Origin of the sequence: Legionella moravica DSM 19234, from assembly GCF_000423305.1 — a bacterium.
GTDB classification, from domain to species: Bacteria; Pseudomonadota; Gammaproteobacteria; order Legionellales; family Legionellaceae; genus Legionella; species Legionella moravica.
In genome coordinates this window covers 100,166-113,546 of record NZ_AUHS01000015.1, presented here as the reverse complement: position 1 = coordinate 113,546, position 13,381 = coordinate 100,166, and the positions used below count along the sequence as shown (strand labels likewise).

The following is a 13,381-nucleotide window of genomic DNA, read 5'->3' as shown; positions in this document are numbered from 1 at the left end:
TATTTCAATTCAAAAGGATTTGTGAGGAGTAATGATGCTAACAATTTCAATGGCGAAGTGTATCAGTGCAACAAAAAATGGTTCGTTCAAAACATCCGATCTCAAACTGGCTAATCCCTTAACCTATGATGATATCGTTTTTTTATCAGAATATTTACGTAGAACACCCCTTACTGATATCGAACTGTCTTTGTATGTAACCGAAGAAAACCTTAGGGGATTAATTGAATTAAGCAAAGCAATCAGTAAAAATAATCAGTTAACCCGGCTTAAATTCGCAATTGAAGGTTCAGAAATTCATCTGAGATCTCGAGATAATCTGATTTTTAGTGTCATGAATTATTTCAGTAACCGCCAGGTCAGGGCGATGTATCACCTGGTTTATGATGCACTGGTTAATATGGTAAAAGGCAAACCATTGCTCAGTCAATTAGTCGTTGATTTAGAACCGGTTGAAACACCCGCAAGCACAAGTCAGTCATATCGTTTTTCTAAAAATCTGCAAAAATCACCTCTTCTTCATACTTTGGATTTAAATTTTGCAGTAGAAAAAAACGCCAATCTGCCAATTCTGGATAAAACAAATCATAATACGACGCTTGTTGATCTAAGACTTAGAGGAATGTCATTTGGCAAAGATGTATTGCATTATCTAAAACAAACTCATGGACTCAGAGTTTTAATGCTGGATGACATGTTATTTGAAGTTAGCGATATCTCATTATTAGACCATGTATTAAAATCCAATACTGGCTTAATGTTGCTGACGATGACCAACACCAATATAGGACAAATTGCCAATCCTCAATTAATCAATTCGCTTAAGCACTGTTCTAAATTAGCGTATCTGGATTTATCGAAAAATAATCTGAGCCGTTTGAATATCGATGAATTATGCACCTATCTCGCTCATAATCCTGAAAAACTGCTCGAGCTGGATCTAACCCATAATGCGTATATGGCAGATGATGCTCACAAATTAGCTCAAGCATTAACCCACACAAAACACATCGAAAAATTAATTATTGATTATAATTACATTGAGAACGAAGGTGTGCAATCCATCATTGAATTACTTAAATCCAATAGACAAATTACTTCCATAAGCATGTCGCATAACTGCCGATACGGCCTTTCAAACGACACCATCAACGCATTCTGTTCTTTTTTAAAGGATCCAGAATGTCAATTGGAGGAGCTTAATTTCGTTCAGAAAACCACCATAGATCAATTTAAAATGCTGGGCGACGCAATCATGGCAAATTCAAGTTTGGTTTCAGTAAATCTTAATTTCCACACCGATACCATATTTGGAATCATTTATAAAATTCAAATTCAGGAACATATCGATGGTCTTGAACCTTTAATTGATAGATTCTTCAAACAAATTAAAGCAACTGATCCAGAACCCTTACTTGAAGCGCAATCACCGGTTAAAGAACACATCCCCTTAAAAGAGGATTTATTTTCCGCTCAAAAGACAGATAAAAAGAATGAGCCAATTGAAAGCGAACTATACTCTCCTCAATTAAACTGATTCATCCCCGATCACGATTCATCACTTATACCCTACGTACTGCATCTTTTGCAGTCTACGTAGGTTGTCGTATGAAATCATGTAATTTATGGCGTGGTTAAGAGTTAACTTTGGTTTAAATACGAAAAAATATTTTTCTCTTATATAAAAATGAAACCACAATAAAATTAATCAATAGAAACAGAAGGGAATAGAATAAAGCAGCATTAGGTGGACTGTAATAGCCAAACCAATATTCTGTGAGCATGGCTTTCATATTGCCTTTACTGCCATCTTTTAAAATAAAATAAAAAAAGAATTGCAGTTTTAATAATAGAACATGAAAAGTAAACGCAAATATAGCGTTCATACCAAATATTTTAAAAGGCAATGCCCAACATTGACAGTTTAAAATGTCGACAATCAAATAACACAATGCAAAAACGATTAAAGCAAATCCGCTCGTCCATAAAACAAAAGAACTGGTCCATAAATTTTTATTAATGGGAAAACTATAATTCCAAAACCAGCCCAGCAATAAAAAAATTATTCCAAAAAGCATCATCGCATAAAATTTCTTTTGGTTACTCATGGAATTGAGCAACAAACTACCCGTTAACACACCAGATAAGGTAGTCGCTATCGATGGGATCGTACTAAAAAATCCTTCAGGATCATAAACTGTTCCATATAAATGAGCACTTGAAAAAATCAGTTGATCAAAATAAGCAACCCAAGTCCCTTCAACGGTGAAGTGATTCGCTCCATAACCTGGAACTGGCACCTGAGTCATCATAAACCAATAAAACCACAAAATAGCGAGAAAAATCAGAGTTTGCACTTTGGTGCTGGCTTTTAAATAAATGATACTGCTTACCAGATAGCACACAGCAATTCGCTGTAAAATACCATAAACTCGTAAAGAGCTTATATCGATGTATTTAGGGAAAATATTTAAAAAAACACCCAAAGCAAATAAAAGAATGCTGCGCCGGAGTATTGCTCTATATAGAGGAGCATCCTGATTCATTTTATTCTTGTTTAAACTGATCACACTGGTTAAGCCTACGATAAACAGAAAAAACGGAAACACAAGGTCTGCAAAAGTACAACCATTCCACGCAGCATGTTCCAGGATCGGGTATGCATATTCGTTTCCCTGACTGTTCACTAAAATCATCAATACAATCGTTAGGCCACGAAAAACATCCAGGGATGCGATTCGGCGTGTTGATGCAAGTTCTACGGTCATAAACTCTCTATAAAATTCAAGCAAAATATAGAATTAAGAAAAACGATTTGAGTGACAAAAATACTCATTTTTAAACGTTTAGAGAGACTCAGTAGCAGAATTTAAAATCCCTTTCACGATGAGATAAAACCGTTTTCGTTAATCCTAAGCGTGTATGCATAGATTAGCACTATAAAGTTCAGATAAAAAGACAGACATTGGATTATAAAAAAATACTCAACGACCCAATAAAAACCACGCAGAACCTGTTGATCAAAGAGCAAAATATATAAACAAATCTTCTGTTGTATCCTCTTGAAAACTTGGTCGATTATGATATTGTGCACATTCGTTTTACATACATATTTAAGGAAAAATATGCCTCAATGGTTAACTGATTGTTTAGGTGCAATGACGATGAACCCCTACACCTCGACTACAGGTCATCGTAATGCGGAGCGTGTTAACGCGGGGACACAGCTGATCTCTTATACCTTTCAAAAACAACCCTATGCCGTGATTGCTACAAAACTGGGTCAATGCATTACCTCCTTCTATTCCCTGTTTCGTGCGGATACTAAAATTCCTGAAAAAATAATTCATTTAGTTCAATTCGCCATAGCAGGCGCAGAATTAGGAATTCAAACAGCACTACTCTTTAATGAAATAACCTGTGGGTTATCGTCTCATCAAGATCTGTGTATGGCTGCATTGTATCTGGAAGTATTATACGATGGTACTTTAGGCGCGGGTTGGCTACCGAGTGAGTTCTCCAAACAACCTTATGATCCAGTTGCAGTTCCTGGGGCAGCGGTTTAATCGATGTGATGCCAAGCCCCCTGTGACAATGCAATAATCCCCACCGTTATTTATTTTGTTCACAACCCTTTGCTAACTCAATCAAGGAAAAATCCTGTCATCCTCGCGAAAACGCACTAATGTCAGGGGAAATGGAGCTACTTTCGATCCAATCACCTTTCCATCACGCGTAACGTGGAAAGGGTTTTCAATCAAATTCCCTCTCCACCACGCGTAACGTGGAAAGGGTTTTCAATCAAATTCCCTCTCCACCGCGCGTAGCGTGGGGGAGAGGGTTAGGGAGAGGGGGTTAAAATAAAGTGCGTTCATTCAGATTAACCTTTACGACACTACTTGCGATTGCAAAACCCTTTTAGCGCCCACTGAGGGAGAACTGAAACACAAAAATTGACGAATTTGTTCTGGTTTTATATCATATGTTTTTTTATTGCCATAACAAAGGATGTAGTCCATTGTATATAATGCTTAACGTGGTAAGTCTCGGTACCTGCGCCCAAATCTATGCTCAAGCCCATATTAATGAACCTTTATTCAATGACATGCATTTGGTTAAAATATGGCATAACAAAGATGAACCTAGTCTGAGTCACGGCACCTTACCAAAGCATCAATACGACAATGATAACTGTGTTACCTTTGAAAGCTCGGTACCCTTTGCCAGATTCTGTGAAGAATTTTCTAATTCCGAATACAATAATCCAGACTTTTATCACATGCTGACTCACAATTGCGCCAATGGCGCACGGTTTGCATTAAAACTAGCCGGAATTGACCTGGCTTTACCCTGGATACAGTTTGGACGTATTATTGAGACTTCCCTCATTTTAAGAATTCCAGGTGTTACTTTAACACCGCTCACCTTATTTGATGCGGCCAGACGATATAAAATTCAACAACTAACAAACAGCGAACTCAACTCTCAATTTACCAGTCTGGTTCATCAATTACATCGACATATTAAATTAGAGATTAATCCTAACCGTCGGATTCAAACCCAAATCATTGTTGCTGAGACAATCCAACGCATTAATAAACGCCCTCACCGTTTAAAAATGTGTACGGATGTCTTGGATGCGACTCAAAATCTTCTGACAACTGATTCCAATAAAGCAGAATATAAAAATTATCTTCAACTATCGTCCTTTTTTAGACATCGAATTAAGCCAATCCCGGCAATCTATATTGGTGGAGCAGTAGACACACTGACTTTTCTTCAAATGGCACGGTGGGTCCTGTTTTTTGCAGGGATTGAAGCTGAGTTTGGATATATAATTGATTTTATAGCCTTTTTGCTGACAATTAAGGGGATCTATTCCCTTGTACAAGACATTGAGAATCACACAGACGCAATGTCTCAACCCACTCCATTGTCTTTTGCAATGGTTGAATTTGTTAAATCGATTCCAGAACACTCTCTTGAGTTCGATGAAGAAATCGAAGGTTTCAATGAGGGTCGATCCATTACTGAAAAAACAATACATCCTATTGATAGCCCCATGCTATAACCCAATACCAATCAGAAGCGGTATCATTGAGCGTGAATCATAAGATATTTGGTCTGTTCAATGGCCAATTTTTTTCAGGTATCCATAAGAACATGAATGTCGCGTGCATCAGACAAACCATGATCATCCACAACTCGAACTACATAGTGACCAGGCTTCGCGTCCCAAAGAAACGTCTGTCCCGCCCTGGTTTTAGCAACAAATGTTTCATTAATAAACCAATATACATGAGCAATGCCTGCATCACTAACTGCTGACAAAGGGATTTTATTATTTAACTGAGAATTGGCGCGAATCACATAGCTTATGCCCGCCTGCGGTGACGTGATTTGCGGATTCATTCCAGAGTTTCCGGACAAAGCACAATCTGCTTCAAAAAAAGGAGGGGTACGCCGTTGTATTCCTGCGCGCTTAAAAATTTTTAATAAATCAGAAGGCCAGAATTCAAAAATTTCAAAGCGTGTAAATTCATCAATATGGCACGTACGTAAGCCGGTTCTGCTATTGATTGCCACTTCTCTAAATATTGTATCCGTTTTAATTGGTGATTTGCCCGGGATGAACCAGGTCCATTCTGTATCGTGACAATAACGTGTAGGTAGCATCCCCGAAGCTTTGCATACTTCTACTTTCTCAAGATTCATCAAGCCGGGATTTTTGGCAATAATGGGTAAAGGACCTCGTTCATGTTTAATAGCATCAATCAACTCAAAAAATAATGGTGCAGCTATGTCCTTTCCTACAAAAGCAGGATTGGCTTTATTGTCAAAATTGCCAATCCACACAGCCATAACATACGGACCAAAGGCACCGACAGCCCAAGCATCTCTATAACCTGAAGACGTACCCGTTTTCCATGACACAGGGAGATGTAAAGACGGTTTAGTACCAAAATCACCGTGAGGAGCGCTTTTTAACATATCCAAAACCAGAAAACTTGCCTCAGGACTGAGCAGTCTACGGCCAGTGCCTTTCTTTTCTGCATGATGAAGTTGAATAGGATACCACAGGCCATCATTAACCAGCATGGCATACAACCCGACCAACTCTCTCATCGTTAATTCAACGCCCCCCAGATTGAGTGATAAACCGTAATAAGATTCCGGTTTTAAATGACTCACCTGTGCTTTCTCCAATAATTGATGCAAGGTTGGGTTGGTCAATTGACTTGAAAGATAAACCGCTGGAATGTTTCGACTTAATACCAGGGCGTCTTTAGCTTTCACGGGCCCCATGAACTCATAATCAAAATTTTCGGGATTATATCCATTGAAACTGTGCGGAACATCTTTTAAAACCGTGTCAGGATGAATTAATCCTTGATCCAAAGCCAAACCATAAATAAACGGCTTTAAGGTGGATCCAGGGGAGCGTTTTATGTCAATACCATTGATCTGTCCGCTAATCTTTTTACTAAAAAAATCGGCAGATCCCAGCAAACCTTTGACCGTCATGTCGCGTGTATCGACTAAAAGCACAGAGGCGTTATAAGCACCGACAGATTTTTTTCTCGCTAAATAATTTTTGGTTACTCGATTAATTATGATCTGTACTCTTGAGTCCAGAGAAGAATCAATGCTTTGTTGATGTTCGGACGGATCACTCAACACCATGTTGACAAAATGAGGTGCCGTAAAGGGCAAATTACCTGCTTTCCGCATGACCATCGGCAGATTAAAAGTCTCACTTTTATTGCTATCTTCAGGGTGTTTTACCAGCCACCTGCTGTATAAATGATCTCGAATTGTTTTTAAACCTTTGTTATCCGGTGTTCTTTTTCCTGGATTCTGAGGGATAATACTGAGTGTCAGTGATTCAGGAAGGCTGAGTTCATTAACTGATTTATTAAAATAGACCAAACTTGCCGCCCCTGCTCCCTCGACATTTCCTCCATAAGGAGCCAAATTCAAATACGCTTCAAGCAACTCATCTTTGCTGTAATGCATTTCCAATTGCATTGCTCTGAATATTTGCATTAACTTACCGGAAATGGTTTTGGAGTTGATTCCAAACCTCATCCGCGCGACCTGCATGGTGATGGTAGAAGCGCCTACTCGACGAGATTGAACGCCATAAGTTTGCCAAACAGCTTTAAACAAGGAAAAAGGATTAATTCCAGGGTGCCAACGAAAATACTGATCCTCTTGTAATAAAGTAGCCTCCACTAATTCACTGGAGATATCGGACAAAGGTGTAAACAGACGGTATTTGTCATCTTGACTTAAAGTTAATCTCAATAATCGATGTTGATCATCGTACACCGCATTGGAAAAACTGATCCCGTCGAGTAATAAAGGTTTGGATGAAAAAAATAATATCAAATAGCCACTGACAAACAGTGAAACAAAGATTATGCTAATGCTTTTGATTATTTTTTTCATAATTGATATTGTGCATTTTAAAGGTTGAATTATAATCAATTTTTATATCAATTACACGAAACAGAGTTTAATTCGATTATTTTTTAATCGAATGGCAATTAATAGGCACGATTTACTCATATCAAACCAACGACCAGACAGGCCTGGTGGGAACAACTAAAATCATGAACAAAAATCCAATTTCTTCAGTTTTGAATTTCATCGGTTCAATGTTTACTTCCGTGTTCGGTAAGTTAAACTGGAATAGCCCACCATGGTTAGCCAACTTATGCCAAAAAGCGCACCATTCCCCCAAGTCATTTTGGGGAACAACTCTATTGATTGTCGCGTTAATCTTGAGTGGTACTTACGCAACCTACTGGTACAAAAACCAGCCCAAGCCCGTTTATACTTCGGCATCGATTACGATACCCGATATCACTGCAAATGAAGAAACACTAACGCCCAATAATCTTATCATTGATTTCGGCATCAAAACTAATGATTTCATTACTCAATCAGTGGCTCCAATCAACCTGATAGGAAAAACAGTCACAGATGGCATAGAAATGACCCCCGCAATGCCTGGTGAGTGGAGTTGGAATAGCGACAGCCAGTTAGTATTTATCCCCTCAGAGGACTGGCCCGCCGGTCAAAAATACACCATTCATTTTGCTAAAAACTTCTTTTCATCAACAACAAAAATGGAAGACTATGATGTCTCCTTTTCAACGAAACCTTTCGAAGCGACAATCTCTGAATTAAGATTTTACCAGGATCCAGTTGATTCAGAGCACAGAACAGCAGAGGCGACTCTGCAATTCAATTTTTCAGTCAATCCAGAAAGCCTTGAGAAGAATACTGTATTAACACTTCAGGATGGACAACAAGGTGCGACACACAAAAGTGGAGAACCGCTAAAATTCACCTATACATTTGATGAACACAAACGCATCGCATACCTGCATTCTGAAAACATTAACATAAAAAAAATAGCGCAATTGGTCACTCTGACCCTGGATAAAAATGTTGCCTCTTCAACAAATTCAGCAACGCTAAAATCTAAAATAGACTCAAGTCTGATCATTCCAGATGCAACCAACTTTCTCAAAGTACTTTCAGCGTCAGCATCAATAATTCGAAATGAGAAAGACAGACCTGAACAGGTTCTCACTGTAGAAACCACTTTGGGGGTTAATGAAACTGAGTTTAATAAATCCGTTCACGTTTATTTGCTGCCGCAAGATTATCCGGCAAACTCCATAGAAGCAGCAAAACCCAATTATCAATGGCAAAATCCAGGTGAAGTAACCAATAACATCCTTGCTCTGGCAACTCCGTTGTCAAAAGTGACCATACCATCAGAACAAAATTACTCAACTCTTCACAGTTTTAAATTTGTTGCGCAAAGCCCGAGATATATTTTTATTAAAATAGACAAGGGAATGAAAGGATTTGGGGAGTTCAGCTTGAACGCTGATTATTCGGCCGTTATTCCAGTTCCAGAATACCCCAAAGAAATCAGTTTCCTTCACAAAGGTTCCCTGTTGGCATTAAGCGGGGAGAAAAAATTATCCGTACTCGTCCGTGGTGTACCTGCTGTAAAATTCGAGTTTGCACGAGTATTGCCGGAAAACATCAATCAACTGGTGACACAAACTCAAGGTGATTTTAATAACCCCTACTTCATCAACCCAACATTCAATCAACAGAATATCAGTCAGATCTACTCTGAAATTCAGCCATTCTATAGTAGTGATTTAACCAAACAACAATATACCGCTCTTGATTTAGGTAAGTATTTATCACTTGATGCTAATGCCACCGGACCTCAGGGTCTCTTTTTATTACAGGCAACAGGATGGGACGTGGCTAATAAATACCCTCTTGATGTCAAAGCCAGCCGTTTAATCCTGATCACTGACATGGGAATGATAGTCAAAGACAACAACGACGGGACCCACGATGTATTTATTAACTCCATCACTCAGGGAGCACCTGTAGCTGGGGCCACAGTGACAATATTAGGAAAAAATGGTTTACCAATCCTGACGCGCATCACGGATGATCAGGGGCGAGCCAACTTCCCATCCTTAAGAGATTTTGTCGAAGATAGAGAGCCTACCGTCTACCTTGCTAGCCTCAATAGTGATGTATCGTTTATTCCATACAGCAATTACAATCGCCAATTGAATTTTTCCAAATTTGATATCGGCGGTATCTATACCTACAACCAGGACACGCAGAGTGTAAGTGCCTATTTATTCTCAGACAGGGGAATCTACCGACCAGGAGATACGGTTCATATAGGAATGATAGTTAAACAGGCTTATGCTCAGGCACAGCCAGCAGGCTTGCCCCTGCAGGCAACCATTGTTGACTCACGAGGAACAACGATTAAAGATGAACGATTGCTGCTGAATGATACCGGATATATGGAGCTTGACTTCGCGACTTCGCAAACGTCCCCTACCGGGCAGTATATGGTCAATCTCTTTCTCGTAAAGGACGGACACCCACAGAATCTTTTAGGCTCTACCAGTGTTAATGTATCAGAATTCCAGCCCGACAGAATGAGGATAAGCTCTAATCTAACCCCCAAGCCCTCAGATGGCTGGAGCTCACCTGATCGATTAAAAGCGCATGTCAGTCTCTGGAATTTATATGGAGCTCCTGCTACTGATAGAAAAATCAGTGCCAATATTTTACTGACCCCGCAGGAAATTAATTTTGATGACTATCCGGATTACCTCTTCGCAGATCCACTCTACGATCCCAAAAAACCACCCAAGGTTTTTACGGAATCCCTGCCTGATGCAAAAACCGATGAACAGGGAAATGCTGAGTTTGATTTGCATCTTGATCGCTTTGACAAGGCAACCTATAAGCTGACCTTTTTTGCCGAAGGTTTTGAAGCCGAAGGTGGTCGAAGTGTAACCACTCAATCAAAAGCCTTAATCAGCCCGCTCGCCTATTTTATTGGGTACAAACCTGATGGTGATTTATCATTTATCAAACAAAACGGCACCAGAACCGTACGTTATATAGCCATTAATCCTCAACTAACCAAGGAAGAGGTACAGGATTTAAAAATACAGCTCATTTCACTGCATCCGGTCACAACTCTGGTTAAAAAAGCGGATGGCACGTACCAATATCAATCCATTATTCAATCAACAGTTGTCAAAACAGATCCCTTCACTGTTAGTGAACAAGGAACTGATTATTCCCTACCCACCCAACAGATTGGCGATTACTCATTAAATATTCTTGATAAGGATAATACTGTTCTTAGCCAATTAAAATTCAGTGTTGTCGGCTCAAGTCAGCAACCTCTTGCAAAGAATGCTGAGTTGTCAATTAAACTGAATAAAGATGAATATCAGGCAAATGAAGACATTGAAATTCAGATTACCGCCCCCTATACCGGCTCAGGGTTAATCACCATCGAGCGAGATAAAGTTTATGCGGCACAATGGTTTAAAACTGAAACAACAAACTCAGTGCAAACCATTCACATCCCTGCAGACTTCCAGGGAAATGGATACATCAATGTCGCATTCGTTCGGGATTGGGAGTCTCCGGAGTTATTTATTAGTCCACTAAGTTACAGTGTAGTCCCCTTCACTGTAAGTCATGACGATCATGATATTAAAATTGAACTGAATACTCCCAAGGTTGTTCGTCCTGGTGAAGCATTGACCATAGACTATCATACAGATAAACCAGGAAAAATTATTGTCTATGCTGTTGATGAAGGAATTTTACAGGTAGGAAGGTACATTACCCCTGATCCGCTGTCCTTCTTCTTTCAAAAACACGCATTAGAAGTCTTTACGCAGCAAACAGTCGATCAAATATTACCTAAATTCATTCAGGATAGAGAATGGTCTGCTGCAGGAGGAGACGACGGCGAATCCGATTTGGCCAGCAGGCTCAATCCGTTCAAAAGAAAAACGGATTTACCAGTAGTCTACTGGTCAGGAATCATAGATACCGACGAGAACACCCGTCAGTTAACTTATCAGGTTCCCAATTATTTTAATGGAGCGATAAGGGTTATGGCTGTCGCTGTGTCCGCAGATTCTGTTGGTGCAAATGATACAACCTCAGAAGTACGAGGTGATTTTATCATCAATCCCAATGTACCAACATTTGTAGCCCCCGGAGACGAATTTGAAATCAGCTCCAGCGTTGCAAACAATATCAAGGATTCAGGCGATCATACTGAAATTAAAATCAGCTTAACTACCACCCCTGAGCTGGAAATTATTGGTGACGCCCAAAAAACCCTGGAAATCCGAGAAGGACGTGAACAGTCAGTTCACTTTAAATTACGTGCAAAATCATCATTAGGATCTGCAAAGGTAACCTTTACTGCCAACGCCGGAGACAAATCCAGCTCAATGGATGCAACACTCAGTGTAAGGCCAGCTACACCCTTCTTTACTCATATAGAAAGCGGTCAATCTAAAGATCCTGCTAAAACGCTGAATATCATGCAGACCCTCTACCCGGAATACCGTACTGTTGATGCAACAATATCAACCAGTCCATTAATTCTGGTATTTGGATTACAGCGCTATCTGGATAATTTCCCTTACGGTTGTACTGAACAGTTAACAAGTAAAGCCTTACCTTTAATTGCTATGAACAGTCAAAGCTGGTTTACCAAGGACCGCAACCAAATCAATGAAAAGGTGAATGCGGCCATCCAGATGCTGAGCCAAAGGCAAATGTCCAACGGTGGTTTTAGTTACTGGCCTGGTTTGGGAGATAATCAAGGGAACAATTTTGCATCAGTCTACGCAATGCATTTTTTGACTGAAGCCAGAGGTCAAGGATTTAACGTACCAAGTGAACTCTTCTTTAATGGAATAAATTATCTCACGGAGTTGGCCAGACAAAATGTATCGGATATGGATGCAGCGCGAATTCAAGCTTATGCCATCTACATTTTAACCCGAAATGAGATTGTAACAACCAATTACCTGGCTAATTTGCAGTTGTACTTACAAAAAGACAGTTCCCAAGCCTGGAAAAAGGACATCACCGCGGTATATATCGCTGCGTCCTATCAACTATTAAAAAGCTACAATGATGCAGCTCGCTTGATTAGTCTGTACCAAACACAAAGCAAAAACGCTTATGATAGTGATTTTTATGACAGCAACGTTGCTGATGCGCAATATCTGTATATCGTTGCAAAACACTTTCCGAGCGTGCTGCCACAAGTAGGTGATAAAGTGCTGATGCAATTAGTGCAAGCAATAAGTAGTGACGACATCAATACTGTATTATCCGGTTATGCCAGTTTGGCTTTAGCTGCTTACCCTCAGGTAGACTCTACGACTTCCCCGACCCTGTCAATCAACGAGGTATTAGTCAATAACCAAACTAAATCCATACCGGCTGAACAGGCGAATTATCAGAAGCTGGCTGTAGACGCTGATGTCAAACAAATCAGTTTTAATAATCCTGAAAAGCTCACATACTTTTATCAACTGGTACAAGCTGGTTTTGATAAAACGCTACCCTCCACTCCGTTAAAACAAGGCATTGAACTTTACAGGGAATATCGAGATGAAAAAGGTACTGTGATCCAGTCAACCACATTAGGTAGTGAAATTGAAGTTCATATCCAAATTCGTTCTCTGGATAATAATTATCACTCCAATATCGTGATAGAAGATCTGCTGCCTGGCGGATTTGAGGTAGTCAGAGACTCAGTCAAAACAGACACTATGGATTATTCTGATGCGCGCGAAGACAGAGTCAATTACTTTGGCAGTGTCGACTCTACCGCAAGAGAAATAGTATACAAAATTAAGGCAGTCAATCCTGGAACCTACATCGTACCTCCGGCTTTTGCTGAGTCAATGTATAATCCCATGATTAAAGCTCAAGGTACTGCATCTCAAATTTCCGTCACAAGTGGTGATTAAACAAC

General features: G+C 39.7%; 6 protein-coding genes. 4 read left to right on the top strand and 2 right to left on the bottom strand.

What is annotated here, in order from left to right; translation table 11 throughout:
* Positions 1–31: 31 nt before the first annotated feature.
* Entirely contained in the window at positions 32–1,537 is a 1,506-nt protein-coding gene (locus G543_RS17035) for a leucine-rich repeat domain-containing protein (protein WP_147286847.1), read from the top strand.
* 115 nt (positions 1,538–1,652) lie between these two features.
* Here G543_RS17035 and G543_RS0104435 read toward each other — a convergent pair whose 3' ends face one another.
* A complete protein-coding gene (locus tag G543_RS0104435; protein ID WP_028383470.1) occupies positions 1,653–2,768 on the bottom strand; it encodes an acyltransferase family protein in 1,116 nt (371 codons plus the stop codon).
* Between the two features lie 357 nt (positions 2,769–3,125).
* Between G543_RS0104435 and G543_RS17030 the strand changes: the two genes are divergently transcribed.
* Entirely contained in the window at positions 3,126–3,566 is a 441-nt protein-coding gene (locus G543_RS17030; RefSeq protein ID WP_035921405.1) for a hypothetical protein, read from the top strand.
* 452 nt (positions 3,567–4,018) lie between these two features.
* Positions 4,019–5,071: a hypothetical protein gene (locus tag G543_RS0104425; RefSeq protein ID WP_133141362.1), complete on the top strand. Its 1,053-nt coding sequence runs from the start codon at positions 4,019–4,021 to the stop codon at positions 5,069–5,071.
* 74 nt (positions 5,072–5,145) lie between these two features.
* Here G543_RS0104425 and pbpC read toward each other — a convergent pair whose 3' ends face one another.
* The gene (gene pbpC, locus G543_RS0104420) at positions 5,146–7,452 is read right to left on the bottom strand and encodes a penicillin-binding protein 1C (RefSeq protein ID WP_028383468.1); all 2,307 of its coding nucleotides are present in this window, start codon (positions 7,450–7,452) and stop codon (positions 5,146–5,148) included.
* A 164-nt stretch (positions 7,453–7,616) separates the two neighbouring features.
* Here pbpC and G543_RS0104415 point away from each other — a divergent pair, with 164 nt between their 5' ends.
* Positions 7,617–13,376, top strand: a complete 5,760-nt coding sequence (locus G543_RS0104415; RefSeq protein WP_028383467.1) for an alpha-2-macroglobulin — start codon at positions 7,617–7,619, stop codon at positions 13,374–13,376.
* Positions 13,377–13,381: the final 5 nt, after the last annotated feature.

Excerpts from the sequence above, each read along its gene's own strand:
- G543_RS17035 (WP_147286847.1), top strand. The coding sequence starts at position 32 with ATGATGCTAACAATTTCAATGGCGAAGTGTATCAGTGCAACAAAAAAT.
- G543_RS0104435 (WP_028383470.1), bottom strand. The coding sequence starts at position 2,768 with ATGACCGTAGAACTTGCATCAACACGCCGAATCGCATCCCTGGATGTT.
- G543_RS17030 (WP_035921405.1), top strand. The coding sequence starts at position 3,126 with ATGCCTCAATGGTTAACTGATTGTTTAGGTGCAATGACGATGAACCCC.
- pbpC (WP_028383468.1), bottom strand. The coding sequence starts at position 7,452 with ATGAAAAAAATAATCAAAAGCATTAGCATAATCTTTGTTTCACTGTTT.
- G543_RS0104415 (WP_028383467.1), top strand. The coding sequence starts at position 7,617 with ATGAACAAAAATCCAATTTCTTCAGTTTTGAATTTCATCGGTTCAATG.